The sequence below is a fragment of the Streptococcus pseudopneumoniae genome (assembly GCF_001072665.1).
GTDB lineage: Bacteria > Bacillota > Bacilli > Lactobacillales > Streptococcaceae > Streptococcus > Streptococcus pseudopneumoniae_S.
In genome coordinates this window covers 1-14,345 of the sequence record NZ_JVJI01000026.1, presented here as the reverse complement: position 1 = coordinate 14,345, position 14,345 = coordinate 1, and the positions used below count along the sequence as shown (strand labels likewise).

Genomic DNA, 14,345 nt, shown 5'->3' with positions numbered 1-14,345 from the left:
GCTAAGACTACACAAAAAAGCCTTGATTCCAAGGCTTTTCCTGTTGATTTAGATGCCCCCTACAGGGATTTGGAAAGGACTTTCATATTGAGAGCAATTAAAAATATTGAAATATAAGTGATTTTAGGTATTTTCAATGTCATGATTTAAAAATGGGACAAAAGTGGGGCAAAAACCATACAGATTCTAAACTGTATGGTTCTTTTTTTATCTAACCAAGAAAGGTTAAAACTTATTAAAACAAATGCAATCAACTGTTGAAAACTTTTTAGTCCGTGTAATATAAAAACAAGTAAAAAGTTGAACTATAGGGAATATTGTGTCATAATAGGTAATAGATGAATAATTAATAGATTGGAAATAATGCTTTCTTACCTTAACAAGTTGAATTGGTTATACATTTTTTCGTCGCAATTGTGTCTATCTCTCGAGTTTAGCTAGTTTTTATAAGCTCTGGTTTCTAATCAATATAACAAATTTTAGAAGTGCATAAGACAAGATGGTGACATTATTACAGTCATTTCTAGTCACCATATGTTGCTGGCACAGGCTGTTTGTAGTGTTGGCTATTTACTAGTCAGTTTAATCGGAGTGTTTAATTTTTATTGTTGAAAGGTTTTTATATGGCGAAAATTCTATCTTTAGGTCTGACAGGTAAGAAATTACTTGCTCAGGGGTTCTTGTTTGTTCTGCTAGGTCTCATCTTGATGGTCACGGGGACTTGGTTGCCAGTAAAGGTTATTCGACTGGTTCTGTTTTTAGCTTGGATAGCAACGGTCTTAGATTTAGTATTACGTATTTTCAAAAAAAGTCAGTCAACGGACACCTTGGGAGTTGCACTGGTTAAATTGTTAGTGCTGGGATATTTGCTTGGCTCCAATCTTGCGACGGATGTGCCGATTTATATTTTGGCTCTTGTGATTGGAGTTTATCAGATTTTTCATGCTAGTATTAACCTTGTCACCTATGTTCTCTACCGCAAAAACAAAATTCGACCTCGTTTTCGTCTCTTACTAGATGGACTCGTACTAGTTTTTCTTGGTGGGACTAGTCTTTTGTCCTCTACAGGAAATTCTGTCTTTCAACTCTTTGTATTAGGGGCTTATTTTTTCCTTTATGGTCTGTCCAATATCCGTGACGGTTTCTTATTTGAAGGGGAAATTGGGAAAAACCATCTCAAACGTCGTATTAGAATTAGCTTACCTATTGTCCTAGCCGCTCTCATCCCTGCAAGAACTTTAGCAAAAATCAACAAATTCATGCAGGAAAATGCTGATGAGAGAGAGGATATCCATCTTGGAATGGTGAAGTCTGGTAAGACAGCGGAGCTTGAAATTTTTGTTCATACAGCTGAGACCTCTCTGTTTTCGGCAATTGGTCATGTGGATATCTGCTATCAAGGCCGTGTTATTTCTTATGGCAACTATGATCCGTCTTCTGAGACCTTATTTGGCATGGTAGGAGATGGTGTCTTATATTTCTGTGATCGTGACAAGTACATTGACCTATGTAAACGTGAGAGTCAAAAAACGCTTTTTGGTTATGGGATAGATTTGACGCCTGAAATGGAAAAAGCAGTTCAGAAAAAGTTGGCTGAATTGAAACAACTGACGATTCCATGGGAGCCAAGTGCAGATAAAATCATGACAGGTGATGGTAAGGAAGACTACACCTACGCTTATAAAATCAGACATGAGACAGATGGGGAACTTTATAAATTTATCAAATCTAAGTTTAAATCCTACTTTGTCTTATCTACAAACTGTGTGCTCTTGGCTGATACCATAGTCGGTCAGGCTGGCACCGATATCCTCTCACCCAAAGGATTTATCGCTCCAGGAACTTACCAAGCCTACCTTAATCGAGAGTTTGAAAAACCAAATAGTATAGTCGTATCTAAACATGTTTATTAAGGAGAATTTATGAACTTAGTAAAAAAATACACCCCGTTAATCCTTTTTATAGGGCTGGTTGCTCTTGTAATTCTGAATGCATCGAGCTTTATATCAGGAGCAATCTCTCTCTTTGATGTAATATCAACCTTGATTTATGGTGCTGTTATTGCTTTTGTGCTTAATGTTCCTATGAAAAAAATTGAACAGTACTTAGTTAAATTGAAGGTAAAGGCAGAGTTGCGTCGTCCGATTGCCATGGTACTTGTTTTCCTAGCTCTTATCTTAATCGTGATTGCTCTTTTGGTTTTGGTGCTGCCAACCCTAGCCCAGACTATTAGTCAGCTGGGAACAGTCCTTTCAACAGTCCTTACTCAACTTGGGAAATTGCTAGGCAGCTCGGAATTTGTAACCAAAGACATGTTGTCAACTATCGTATCAGGCATACAGGGACAATCTAGTTCTATTAGCCAAGCTTTGATAGGTTTTTTATCAGGTCTGACTAGTAATATCGGCAATATTTTTTCAAGTTTGATGAATGCCTTTTTGATTATAGTCTTCACCTTTTTATTTTTATCCAGTAAGGAACATTTGGCAGCGATGACGAGTCGACTTCTAAAAGTTTTTCTTCCAGAGAAGGTGGTGATAAAGTTGACTTACATTGGACAAGTAGCACTAGAGACTTATGACCAATTTTTGATGAGTCAGCTGATTGAAGCAGTTATCATAGGAGTTATGATAGCGGTTGGTTACAGCGTGTTTGGGATACCCTATGGAGTAATGACAGGTATCTTTGCAGGAGTGCTATCGTTCATTCCTTATGTAGGGCCTATGATTGCTTGTGTTGTGGGAGCGATTTTTATCTTCACAGTGAGTCCTACTCAAGCCTTACTTTCTCTTCTTCTATATCAAGTTATACAGCTGATTGAAGGAAACCTTATTTATCCTAGAGTTGTAGGTCAGTCTATTGGTTTGCCAGCTATTTTCACGCTTGCGGCTGCTAGTATTGGAGGCAATCTCTTTGGCTTACTTGGGATGATATTCTTTACACCGATATTTGCTGTTATCTATCGATTGGTTAAGGAATTTGTCGTTGCAAAGGAAAATCAGCTAGATTAAGAAAAACTAAATTTAATAAGATATACTGAGAAGAGAGTGAGAGATTCTCTTCTCTTTTATTTTTAAATACTTTTCTACAAAAAGCTATTAGACGTTAAAAAAAGCCTTGGTTTCAAGGCTTATTTCTGTTGATTTAGATGTGCCCCCTGCAGGGCTCGAACCTGCGCCCCATAGCTTAAGAGTCTACTGCTCTACCAACTGAGCTAAGGAGGCAACAGAAAAAGCTGAGAATGTAACTTCCCAGCTATTTTAATATGCCCAAAATGGCAGCTAGATTATTTACGAAAGGCATCAAGGATATAGGTGAAACCAACAATTAAAAATGCAAAGGCAACGACATAAACGACAAAGACACTTGTAGCTACTGGATTGAACAAAATCACTAGACCTAGTAAAAATGCAAGCAACGCTATCCACATGATATGGTTGCCAATAATAGGGAAAATCAATCCCAGACGATTGCCTTTAAAGAAAGCTATAATGGCTTCTACAATTAACCAAATTCCTAAAATAGTTGGAATGACAACTGGCAGCGTCACAAAGCCATAGGCAACGAGGTAAAGAGCTAAGAGAAGATTAACAATCCCTTGGAAAAGATGAGCTGGTGAGCGAAGCTCTTTTGGTACAGAGAAATAGCCTAAAATAGCTGCTATAGAAGAAACCAGTAAACCAAATGCAATCCACCAGCTGTAAGCAACAAGATTAGCTACTGGGTTTGTAAATAGGAAAAGTCCTAAAAGGACAAAAACAACTCCTGCAAGGAATAGCAGTAAACGATTAGAAAATTTCATTTCAATACCCCCTATATAGTATAGTTTGATAATAAAAATATTATACACCTTTTTAGAGGAAATGTCAATAAACAAAATGGAAAATTTGGAAGTTTCAGTCTGATTTATGAAAAGAAAATCAGTTTTTATTATTTTGAAAATAAAAAGAGAAGATAAAATTTGTCTTCTCTACATGAAAATATTGTATGGCATCAAAGCAAAAGTAACTGGCTTTACACTATTTGTAAAGATGTAATTTGATTCAAAAAGAAAAGATAGATTTAAAATGTGGGACAAATGATGGGGTAAATCAGTTATAGACAAGCAAAAAAGCCTTGGTTATCAAGGCTTTTCCTGTTGTATTTAGATGCCCCCTACAGGGATCGAACCTGTGACCCACGGATTAAGAGTCCGCTGCTCTGCCAGCTGAGCTAAGGAGGCAAAGAAAAAAGCTGTATTGGTGCCGAAACTTCACGGTTTGTATTGAACCCGCGCAATTAAGCAGGTGGGCAACTCGCTCTAACTGAAGCTGTTTCCGTGTGAGACGGCCTACATGCTGTTAGAAGACTTTTGTTTCCCTAATAATACAAAAAATAGTCGGTCAACACTTAAGTGTGAAGTCGTACACCACAGCGTTTCTATGTTTATATGATACCACTTTTTCAAAAAAAATCAAGAGGAAAGTGCAATTTTTTGAAAAGGATTTCAGATTTTTCGCAAACGGTCGATAGCTTCCTTTCTTTGAGCCAAAGCCCGTTCATATTTACCAGTATCTTCTGCTTGGAAATAGTGATGATTGCGGATTTTTTCTGGCAGATAGTCTTGCTTGACCCAATTTCCAGGATAGTTGTGTGGATAGAGATAGTCTTGGGCATTCCCTAGTTCCTTGCTTCCGCTGTAGTGTCCATCACGCAGGTGTCGCGGAATAGGCAAGTGCCCTGATGTTTTGAGGTCGGCAAGTGCCTTATCCATAGCTACATAGGCTGAGTTGGATTTTGGAGAAAGGGCCAAATCAATGACGACATTGGCAATGAGAATGCGGGCTTCTGGGAAACCAATCCTTTGTGCAGCACCCAGAGCAGTCACGGTGTGAATCTGGGCTTCAGGATTGGCCAAACCGATATCTTCATAAGCGATAACAGTCAAACGACGAGCGAGACTTGGCAAATCACCAGCCTCAATCAAGCGGGCAGCATAGTGAAGACTGGCATCAACATCTGAGCCACGGATAGACTTTTGCAGGGCTGAGAGAACATCATAGTGGCCATCTCCATCCTTATCCATAGTAATGTAGCTTCTCTGAAGACTATTTTCCATGATGTCTAGAGTAATATGGCGAATGCCCTCATCATTCTCAGGGGTAGAAAGAACAGCCAAGTCCAGTGAGTTGAAGGCAGAACGCAGGTCTCCGTTTGTAGAAGTTGCGATGAAATCCAGCGCATCCTCATCTAGTTCTACTGGGAAATCAAAACCACGCTCAGGGTTACTTAGAGCTATCTGCAGGGCCTCTTTGACGTCTTGGTTAGACAGAGGTTCTAACTCAAAAATTTGAACTCGGCTACGGATGGCAGGAGTGACAGAAAAGAAGGGATTTTCAGTCGTAGCGCCAATCATGATGATCAGACCACTTTCCAAGAGAGGCAAGAGGAAGTCTTGCTTGGTTTTATCTAGTCTATGAATCTCGTCTAGTAATAGGACGAGACCACCAGAGAATTTCGCCTCTTCCGCAATTTCTTGCAGTCGCTTTTTACTATCAACTGTCGCATTGAAAGTTCGAAAGGCATACTTGGTCGTCCCTGCGATGGCAGAGGCAATACTGGTCTTGCCGATTCCCGGAGGTCCATATAGAATCATGGAAGACAAGCGGTTGGCTTCCACCATGCGACGGATGATTTTTCCTTGTCCGACCAGATGCTCCTGGCCGATGACCTGGTCGATGGTTTTAGGGCGCATGCGAAGCGCGAGATTGTCTGGCATAGCAGTCCTTTCTAACGTGGATTTTCTGATGTATATGTGGTAAGATGGTAGTATCTATTTTAGCACATTTCCGAGTAATCGGGGCGATTAAAGAGTCGCATAGAAAGAGGACAAAATGGCAACATATGGATTTTTAGATGTTTTAGAGGAAGAGTTGGAGAAGAATTTTCCCTTTGACTTTGAGATTAGTTGGGACAAGCGCAACCACGCGGTTGAAGTGAGTTTTCTGTTGGAAGCGCAAAATGCTGCAGGTGTGGAGATGGTGGGTGAAGATGGAGAGGTTTCATCAGATGACATTCTCTTTGAAGAAGCAGTGCTTTTTTACAATCCAGCCAAATCAACAGTCAATGAGGAAGACTATTTGACTGTCATCCCTTACCTGCCTAAAAAGGGATTTTCCCGTGAATTTTTAGCTTATTTTGCCCTTTTCCTCAAAGATACTGCTGAGGTTGGGCTGGATGCGCTCATGGACTTTTTGGAAGACCCAGAAGCAGAAGAATTTGTCATGGAATGGAACCAAGAAGTCTTTGAAGAAGGAAAAGTTGGCTTGGAAGAGGGAGAATTTTATCCTTATCCGAGATATTAGGAGTTTGACATGGAACTAGAAATTTCTGATTTCACAGGCTGCAAGATTGCTTTGTTTTGTGGGGATAAGATCTTGACTATCTTACGCGATGATAAGTCAAGCATTCCCTGGCCCAATATGTGGGAGTTGCCCGGTGGTGGACGTGAAGGCGATGAAAGTCCTTTTGAGTGTGCGGCGCGTGAAGTTTATGAAGAGCTGGGAATTCATCTGACTGAGGATTGTCTGATTTGGGCGAAGGTTTACCCAAGTATGCTTTTTGCGGATAAACAATCCGTTTTTCTAGTTGGCAAGTTAACGCAGGAGCAGTTTGATAGTATCATCTTTGGCGACGAAGGACAGGGCTATCAGCTCATGAATGTGGAGGAATTTCTTAGTTCCAGTCAAGTTGTACCTCAGTTGCAAGAGAGACTAAAAGATTATTTAAAAGTAAGTGATTAGAAAGGATGGTTCAGTTACATTTCTAAACTGAACTCGCCCTAAACACTGTGCCAAAAAGATAAACTTCTCTTAGACACAAGCGTCTTCAGAGAATTTCCTATTTTGGCTTTGTGTTTTACGGGCTTGGTATCTTAAATATGGAAACATGGCAAGAGTTAAAAGTTACAGTCAAGCGTGAGGGGGAGGAGTTGGTTTCCAATCTCTTGATTGAGCTAGGTGCCCAAGGAGTCGCAATCGAAGACAGTATGGACTATGTGGGAAATGTTGACCGCTTCGGAGAGATTTTCCCAGAGGTTGAGCAGCAAGAAGAAATCGTAGTGACCGCCTACTACCCTGATACAGTTGATGTAGCAACGGTTGAGGCAGATTTGCAGGCACGTCTGGCAGAATTGACAGATTTTATGGATTTGGGTGAGGTCAAGATGGGGACGACTGCCTTGGCTGAGGAAGACTGGGCAGACAACTGGAAGAAATACTACGAACCAGCTCGTATTACCCATGACTTGACCATCGTACCGTCTTGGACGGACTACGAGGCGACTGCTGGGGAAAAGATTATCAAGCTGGATCCTGGTATGGCCTTCGGAACTGGGACCCATCCAACCACTAAGATGAGCCTTTTTGCTTTGGAGCAGGTTCTTCGTGGTGGCGAAACAGTGCTAGATGTGGGGACTGGATCAGGTGTCCTTTCTATTGCTAGCTCTCTTCTTGGTGCCAAGGAAATCTTTGCCTACGATCTAGATGATGTGGCAGTTCGTGTGGCTCAGGAAAATATTGAGCTCAACCCTGGCATGGAAAACATCCATGTAGCTGCTGGAGATTTGCTTAAGGGTGTTGAGATTGAGGCGGATGTCATCGTGGCTAATATCTTGGCGGATATTCTCATTCATCTGACAGAGGATGCTTATCGCTTGGTTAAAGATGAAGGATACCTCATCATGAGTGGCATTATCAAGGACAAGTGGGACATGGTGCGAGAGTCGGCTGAGTCAGCAGGATTTTTCCTAGAAACTCACATGATTCAAGGGGAGTGGAATGCCTGTGTCTTTAAGAAAACCAAGGATATTTCCGGTGTGATTGGAGGCTAGCATGCAACAGTATTTTGTCAAAGGCAGTGCTATCTCTCCTGTCACCATCGAGGACAAGGAAAGCAGCAAGCATATGTTTCAGGTTATGCGCTTGAAAGAAGATGATGAGGTGACCTTAGTCTTTGAGGATGGAATTAAGCGCTTGGCGCGCGTGCTGGATGTGGAAGCCCGTCAGTTTGAATTGGTAGAAGAACTAGATGACAATGTGGAACTGCCCGTTCAAGTAACCATTGCATCTGGATTTCCCAAGGGAGACAAGCTGGAGTTTATCACTCAAAAAGTAACCGAGCTCGGAGCTAACCAAATCTGGGCCTTTCCTGGAGACTGGTCAGTTGCCAAATGGGATGGCAAGAAATTGGGTAAAAAGGTCGAAAAACTAGAAAAAATTGCCCTTGGAGCGTCCGAGCAAAGCAAGCGTAATGTTGTTCCAAGTATCCAGCTTTTTGATAAGAAAGTAGATTTTCTAGCCCAACTGGACCAGTTTGACTCTATCATAGTGGCTTATGAAGAGTCGGCCAAAGAAGGTGAAGCCGCTGCGCTCTTACAAACGGTCGCTGGTCTTGAAAAAGGAGCCAAATTGCTCTTTATCTTTGGTCCAGAAGGTGGTCTGTCACCTGCAGAAATCGAAAGTTTTGAAGCTAAGGGAGCAGTCTTGGCAGGACTTGGCCCTCGCATTTTGCGAGCAGAAACAGCACCGCTTTACGCTTTATCAGCCCTTAGTGTTTTATTAGAATTAGAGAAATAAGAGGAAGAAAATGGAACAAAAACACCGTTCAGAATTTCCAGAGAAGGAACTTTGGGATTTAACAGCCCTATACCAAGATCGTGAGGATTTCTTGCGTGCAATCGAGAAGGCTCGCGAAGACATCAATCAATTTAGTCGTGATTACAAGGACAATCTTCATACTTTTGAGGATTTTGAGAATGCCTTTGCGGAATTGGAACAAATCTACATTCAGATGAGTCATATTGGCAACTATGGTTTTATGCCTCAGACGACAGACTATAGCAATGAAGAATTTGCTAACATTGCCCAAGCTGGGATGGAATTTGAAACTGATGCCAGCGTAGCCTTGACCTTCTTTGACGATGCCTTGGTGGAAGCTGATGAGGAAGTCTTGGACCGTTTGGGTAAATTGCCTCATTTGACGGCGGCCATTCGTCAGGCCAAAATCAAAAAAGCCCACTATCTAGGGGCTGATGTGGAGAAGGCCTTGACCAATCTCGGTGAAGTTTTCTACAGTCCGCAGGATATTTATACTAAGATGCGTGCTGGGGATTTCGAAATGGCTGACTTTGAAGCCCATGGCAAGACCTACAAAAACAGCTTTGTCACCTATGAGAATTTCTACCAAAACCACGAGGATGCTGAGGTTCGTGAGAAATCTTTCCGTTCCTTCTCAGAAGGACTTCGTAAGCACCAAAATACGGCAGCCGCAGCCTATCTAGCCCAAGTCAAGTCTGAAAAACTATTGGCAGATATGAAGGGCTACGACTCAGTCTTTGATTATCTTTTATCTGAGCAGGAAGTGGATCGTGCTATGTTTGATCGTCAGATTGACCTCATCATGAAGGACTTTGCTCCCGTTGCTCAGAGATACCTCAAGCACGTTGCCAAGGTAAATGGTCTTGAAAAGATGACTTTTGCAGACTGGAAATTGGACTTGGACAGCGCCCTCAATCCTGAAGTGACTATTGACGACGCCTATGATTTGGTCATGAAGTCAGTAGAACCTTTGGGGCAAGAATATTGTCAGGAAGTTGCTCGCTATCAAGAAGAGCGCTGGGTGGACTTCGCTGCCAATAGTGACAAGGATTCTGGTGGCTATGCGGCGGATCCATATCGCGTGCATCCTTATGTCCTCATGAGTTGGACAGGTCGTTTGAGCGATGTCTATACCTTGATTCATGAAATCGGGCATTCTGGTCAATTCATCTTCTCAGACAATCACCAAAGCTACTTTAACGCCCACATGTCGACCTACTATGTTGAAGCACCGTCAACCTTCAATGAATTGCTTCTCAGTGACTACTTGGAGCACCAATCTGACGACCCTCGTCAAAAACGCTTCGCTCTGGCTCACCGCTTGACAGACACCTACTTCCATAATTTCATCACCCACCTCTTGGAAGCAGCCTTCCAGCGTAAAGTATATACATTGATTGAAGAAGGAGAAACCTTCGGGGCAAGCAAACTCAACAGCATTATGAAGGAAGTCTTGACGGATTTCTGGGGAGATGCTATTGAGATTGATGATGATGCAGCTCTGACTTGGATGCGCCAAGCTCACTACTACATGGGCTTGTATAGTTACACCTACTCAGCAGGGCTAGTCATCTCGACTGCGGGTTACCTTCATCTGAAACATTCTGAAACTGGAGCTGAAGATTGGCTCAATCTTCTCAAATCAGGTGGTAGCAAGACACCACTTGAGTCAGCTATGATTATCGGAGCAGATATTTCAACAGACAAACCACTCCGTGATACCATCCAATTCTTGTCTGACACAGTTGACCAGATCATCGCCTACAGTGCCCAGTTGGGAGAGTAAGGGGATAGAGAGGTTGTTCTAGAGTGATGTTTATGGGCTTGTTAAGCGTCATTCTATTTGGATTAGTTGTAGCTATTTTCAAAAATGCTGTTGAAGGTCGTGATGTTAAATTTGAACTTGCTATAGAACTAGTATTGATAGTTAATTACTTCATTTTCTATCAGATTGTATTTAATTGAGAGAGCAAGGTATAAAGAAAATTGAATCTATTTATGGCTAGAGAAGATTATTTGTAAAATATAAATAATATGATTTGTATAGATAAGGTAAATATTTTAAAGAAAGGGTGATTTTATGAAAAAGGAACAAGTGTTGATTGGTTTGGGCGTTGCAACTGCAATGGTAACTGCTTTTAATGGTCATGCACAAGCTGATGAGGTTGTAAATAAACATTCGACTAAGTCAACTGTTAACCAATCAGAAACTAAAAAGGATGCTGACGTTTCAGAATCTGATGTAAAAAATGCGGAAATAAAACTGAATCAAACAATTGAGGAAGAAAAAAATGCTCAGAAGCTTGTTGATAAAATGCAACAAGAGTATACATCTACTGTCACAAATAAGAACAAAGCTGATGATGCTTTGAAACAAGCACAAAAATTTGCTAAACAAGCTAGTCCTGAAAAAATTAAAAATGTAGAAAAGGATCTTGTAGCCAAACAAGTAACTGTCAAGAAAACTGAAGATAGGTTGGCAGGGGCAAAACAAGATGAGAAACAAGCCCAAGCAAGTGTTGAAAAACAAGAAACAGTTGTTAATAAGGCAAAAACTCAAGTTGCTCAGCGAGCAGTTGATGTAAAAAAAGCACAAAATAAAGTAACAGAAGCAGAGAAAACTTTTGATTGGAATACACTACGCGAGATTCAACAAGAAACTGAGAAATTGGATGCGAAAGTGAAAGCCAACCAAAATAAAGTAAGTTCTTTAGCGAGTTCAGTATCAAAAACAGAGCAAGAACGAAAAGCGCTTATAGAAAGAGGAAATAAGACACGTTCTACTCTTGAAAAGAATTTAAAATCTGCTGGGGATGAGTTCCATACAGTAACGGTTTCTCATGAGATTAAATCAAATTCTGTTAGTGAAAGTGAGTCTAAGACTCCTCCACTTGATGAAAAAACTTTCGTAGGAAGAGATGGTAAGACCAATTATGTTGCTGCGAACGAAGATGTGAATTTTAGTGGTGAAAGAACAGAAACAATTGTTGTAAAATCTAAGGATGATATCCATACTCCTCATGTGGTTGATTATAAGAAAGTTTCTGAATACGTTCGTAACTACTTAATCGAGTTGCGGAGAATAAATGGCATTGATATTCCAGTGCCACCTGTGACTGAAAAGGCTTTGAAATATGGAAAAGCTAGGGCAGATGAAATGGTGGCAAATGATAAACTGTCACATGATACAAAACTAAAAAATCAAGATTTTGGTTTTAAGGATGCAACAGAAAATGCTACAGCTGGTTCAGTTCCAGAAAAGAGTCGATTGAGTGAAAAAGAACTTGCTTATAAAGAGCTTCTATCTTACTTTAATGATTATAGTAATGCATCATTATATGGTGCATCAACTCCGAAAGAAGCAAATACTTTTAACTATGGCCATAGAATTCCCTTGCTTGCTGCATCAGGGACTGGATTTGCTCTTGGAGCATCGTCAAGTAAAAAAACAACTTTTGGAAATTATGGTGTAATGACTTTCATTAGTGAAGCAAAAGGTGTTTATGATACATTACCAACAGTGATTAGCCCATCTGAAAAAAGAAGCTATGTTTATAATGGTAAGACCTATTATTATAATCCAAGCAGTTCATATTTTTTAGCCAGAGCAGAAAATAAAGATGGTGATCCAGACCATAGTGAATTTTATTTTAACGGTAAACGTGTAAAATTTTTACCGAAGACAACTTTCCGTTATGTTTGGAATGAAATCACACATCCTAAAAATCCAGCTTATACAAAAGCTAAAGAGGCTCTGGATAGTTTCAATCGAAAACAAAAAAACGAAGAAACTTTAATGAGGGATAAAATTTCATCACTAAACAAAAATCTTACAATTGCTAAAACAACATTGAATACAGATCAAAAAAATCTGGATAAAACTAAAAAACGTCTTTCAGACTTAACAAAACAAAATCAATCCAAGTTAAACGTTTTAAAATCTGCTAAATCTGAGTTGAGTAAACAACAAACTGCGTTAAATATTGCTAAATCTGAACTTTCGAAGCAAGAATCTCAATTAAATCGATTGAAAGCAATCAAAAATAATAAATCTCATGCTAGTAAGAATGCGGAACAGTCATTACTTAATGTCAAAAACGATTTGTTGAAGGCGAAACAACATGTCCTTGCTCTCAAAAATGCTCCAAGAAAACTCGATGAAGCTAAAAAAAGTTTAATTATCGCTAAACAGAAGCTTGAGGAATTTAAAAAAGCACTTGAAAATGCAAATGCTAAACTAAAAAATGCAAAAGTTAAAAAGGAAAATGCTAAGAAAGAATACATCAAAGTATCTGAAGCATTAAAAGTAAGACTTGCTTCCAAAGGAAGTTGGATTCAATCATCTGGTCGTTGGTGGTATAGACATAACAATGGTTCCTATACATCCAATGGATGGGAGCTAATCAATGGAAAATGGTATCATTTTGATCGCTCGGGCTGGATGCAGACTGGATGGGTTCAATCAGGTAGTTCGTGGTATTATCTCAGTGGTTCAGGGGATATGCAAACAGGATGGGTCAAATCAAGTGGCTCATGGTACTATTTGAATAACTCAGGCTCTATGCAAACAGGATGGTTCGCTGTTTCAGGGAAATGGTATTATGCTTACAGTTCTGGTGCTTTAGCAGTCAATACAACTACACCTGATGGATATCATGTCAATTACAATGGGGAATGGATTAAATAGAGAGTTCTGTGCTTTTTAAAAAGATTAATATAAACTCCTATTTTATTCAGTATAGTATAACCATCAAATATAGAGATTTACAACTAATTGCAATACATTAAAAATATACAATTTTTGAAAACAGTATTGCAACTGATACGAAATTTCCAATCAATTTTCTTGAAACCCTTTCCCTCTTTTGATAGACTAGTATCTAGTTTTGAAAAAAGGAGAAAGAGAATGAAAAAATTTGTCGCTGAGTTAATCGGTACGTTCATGCTTGTGTTCATTGGGACAGGAGCCGTTGTTTTTGGAAATGGCCTTGGTCACCTAGGGATTGCCTTTGCCTTTGGTCTGGCAATCGTGGTTGCAGCTTTCTCAATCGGAACTGTTTCAGGGGCTCACTTGAACCCAGCTGTTTCGATTGCTATGTTTGTAAACAAACGCTTGTCATCAAAAGACCTTGTCAACTACATCCTTGGACAAGTTGTTGGAGCCTTCATCGCTTCTGGCGCGGTATTCTTCCTCTTGGCTAACTCAGGTATGTCAACTGATAGTCTTGGTGAAAATGCCTTGGCAAACGGTGTCACTGTCTTTGGTGGTTTCTTGTTTGAAGTAATCGCAACTTTCTTGTTTGTCTTGGTTATCATGACTGTGACATCAGCAAGCAAGGGCAATGGTGCGATTGCTGGTTTGGTAATCGGTTTGTCCTTGATGGCCATGATCCTTGTGGGATTGAACATTACTGGACTTTCAGTAAACCCAGCTCGTAGCTTGGCACCAGCTGTCTTGGTAGGTGGCTCAGCCCTTCAACAAGTATGGATTTTCATCCTTGCTCCAATCGTTGGTGGGATTCTTGCAGCCCTTGTTGCTAAAAACTTCCTTGGAACAGAAGAATAATTGAAACTCAAAAAGCCTTGCTCCTCGATTTGAGGAACAGGGCTTTTTCTTATCTGTTTATACTCAATGAAAATCAAAGGGCAAACTAGGAAACTAGCCGCAGGCTGTACTTGAGTACGGCAAGGCGACGTTGACGCGGTTTG

10 protein-coding genes, 2 tRNA genes and 1 pseudogene are annotated in these 14,345 nt (G+C 40.3%); 9 read left to right on the top strand and 4 right to left on the bottom strand.

Translation table 11 applies throughout. The annotated features are described in order from the left end of the window. Positions 1-623: 623 nt before the first annotated feature. Together ADH52_RS02080 and ADH52_RS02075 are read left to right on the top strand one after the other, a co-directional pair. Complete coding sequence (locus ADH52_RS02080; protein ID WP_049509794.1) at positions 624-1,913, top strand: membrane protein; 1,290 nt, start codon at positions 624-626, stop codon at positions 1,911-1,913. 9 nt (positions 1,914-1,922) lie between these two features. Then, the gene (locus tag ADH52_RS02075; protein WP_004256071.1) at positions 1,923-3,011 is read left to right on the top strand and encodes an AI-2E family transporter; all 1,089 of its coding nucleotides are present in this window, start codon (positions 1,923-1,925) and stop codon (positions 3,009-3,011) included. A 140-nt stretch (positions 3,012-3,151) separates the two neighbouring features. On the opposite strand, the gene ADH52_RS02070 is transcribed toward ADH52_RS02075, so the two are convergent. The 4 genes from ADH52_RS02070 to ADH52_RS02055 form a co-directional block, all read right to left on the bottom strand. After that, positions 3,152-3,224: transfer RNA gene (locus ADH52_RS02070), tRNA-Lys, on the bottom strand. Positions 3,225-3,286: 62 nt separating this feature from the next. After that, positions 3,287-3,802: a DUF308 domain-containing protein gene (locus tag ADH52_RS02065; protein WP_000672739.1), complete on the bottom strand. Its 516-nt coding sequence runs from the start codon at positions 3,800-3,802 to the stop codon at positions 3,287-3,289. A 347-nt stretch (positions 3,803-4,149) separates the two neighbouring features. Then, positions 4,150-4,222, bottom strand: a tRNA-Lys gene (locus ADH52_RS02060). 264 nt (positions 4,223-4,486) lie between these two features. Further along, positions 4,487-5,758: a replication-associated recombination protein A gene (locus ADH52_RS02055; RefSeq protein ID WP_049509791.1), complete on the bottom strand. Its 1,272-nt coding sequence runs from the start codon at positions 5,756-5,758 to the stop codon at positions 4,487-4,489. Between the two features lie 115 nt (positions 5,759-5,873). Here ADH52_RS02055 and ADH52_RS02050 point away from each other — a divergent pair, with 115 nt between their 5' ends. The 7 genes and pseudogenes from ADH52_RS02050 to ADH52_RS02015 all read left to right on the top strand — a co-directional run bounded on the left by ADH52_RS02050 (position 5,874) and on the right by ADH52_RS02015 (position 14,202). Then, positions 5,874-6,344, top strand: coding sequence for a DUF3013 family protein (locus tag ADH52_RS02050; RefSeq protein ID WP_045605868.1), 471 nt, complete (start codon positions 5,874-5,876; stop codon positions 6,342-6,344). Between the two features lie 9 nt (positions 6,345-6,353). After that, complete coding sequence (locus tag ADH52_RS02045; protein ID WP_049509786.1) at positions 6,354-6,782, top strand: NUDIX hydrolase; 429 nt, start codon at positions 6,354-6,356, stop codon at positions 6,780-6,782. Positions 6,783-6,919: 137 nt separating this feature from the next. Further along, a complete protein-coding gene (prmA, locus tag ADH52_RS02040; protein WP_049509784.1) occupies positions 6,920-7,870 on the top strand; it encodes a 50S ribosomal protein L11 methyltransferase in 951 nt (316 codons plus the stop codon). Position 7,871: 1 nt separating this feature from the next. Next, the gene (locus ADH52_RS02035) at positions 7,872-8,615 is read left to right on the top strand and encodes a 16S rRNA (uracil(1498)-N(3))-methyltransferase (RefSeq protein ID WP_049509781.1); all 744 of its coding nucleotides are present in this window, start codon (positions 7,872-7,874) and stop codon (positions 8,613-8,615) included. Positions 8,616-8,625: 10 nt separating this feature from the next. Further along, positions 8,626-10,422 (top strand): oligoendopeptidase F, encoded by a 1,797-nt coding sequence (gene pepF, locus ADH52_RS02030; protein ID WP_049509779.1) that lies wholly within the window; start codon positions 8,626-8,628, stop codon positions 10,420-10,422. Between the two features lie 2,550 nt (positions 10,423-12,972). Beyond that, positions 12,973-13,323 (top strand): annotated as a pseudogene (locus ADH52_RS11835) (hypothetical protein); the annotation flags it as partial. A gap of 219 nt (positions 13,324-13,542) precedes the next feature. After that, the gene (locus ADH52_RS02015; protein WP_049509776.1) at positions 13,543-14,202 is read left to right on the top strand and encodes an MIP/aquaporin family protein; all 660 of its coding nucleotides are present in this window, start codon (positions 13,543-13,545) and stop codon (positions 14,200-14,202) included. The last annotated feature ends 143 nt before the right edge of the window (positions 14,203-14,345 follow it).

What these genes read in the sequence shown, in the direction of transcription:
- ADH52_RS02045 (WP_049509786.1), top strand. Translation starts at nt 6,354, where the DNA reads ATGGAACTAGAAATTTCTGATTTCACAGGCTGCAAGATTGCTTTGTTT.
- ADH52_RS02055 (WP_049509791.1), bottom strand. Translation starts at nt 5,758, where the DNA reads ATGCCAGACAATCTCGCGCTTCGCATGCGCCCTAAAACCATCGACCAG.
- ADH52_RS02065 (WP_000672739.1), bottom strand. Translation starts at nt 3,802, where the DNA reads ATGAAATTTTCTAATCGTTTACTGCTATTCCTTGCAGGAGTTGTTTTT.
- ADH52_RS02080 (WP_049509794.1), top strand. Translation starts at nt 624, where the DNA reads ATGGCGAAAATTCTATCTTTAGGTCTGACAGGTAAGAAATTACTTGCT.
- prmA (WP_049509784.1), top strand. Translation starts at nt 6,920, where the DNA reads ATGGAAACATGGCAAGAGTTAAAAGTTACAGTCAAGCGTGAGGGGGAG.
- ADH52_RS02050 (WP_045605868.1), top strand. Translation starts at nt 5,874, where the DNA reads ATGGCAACATATGGATTTTTAGATGTTTTAGAGGAAGAGTTGGAGAAG.
- ADH52_RS02015 (WP_049509776.1), top strand. Translation starts at nt 13,543, where the DNA reads ATGAAAAAATTTGTCGCTGAGTTAATCGGTACGTTCATGCTTGTGTTC.
- pepF (WP_049509779.1), top strand. Translation starts at nt 8,626, where the DNA reads ATGGAACAAAAACACCGTTCAGAATTTCCAGAGAAGGAACTTTGGGAT.
- ADH52_RS02075 (WP_004256071.1), top strand. Translation starts at nt 1,923, where the DNA reads ATGAACTTAGTAAAAAAATACACCCCGTTAATCCTTTTTATAGGGCTG.
- ADH52_RS02035 (WP_049509781.1), top strand. Translation starts at nt 7,872, where the DNA reads ATGCAACAGTATTTTGTCAAAGGCAGTGCTATCTCTCCTGTCACCATC.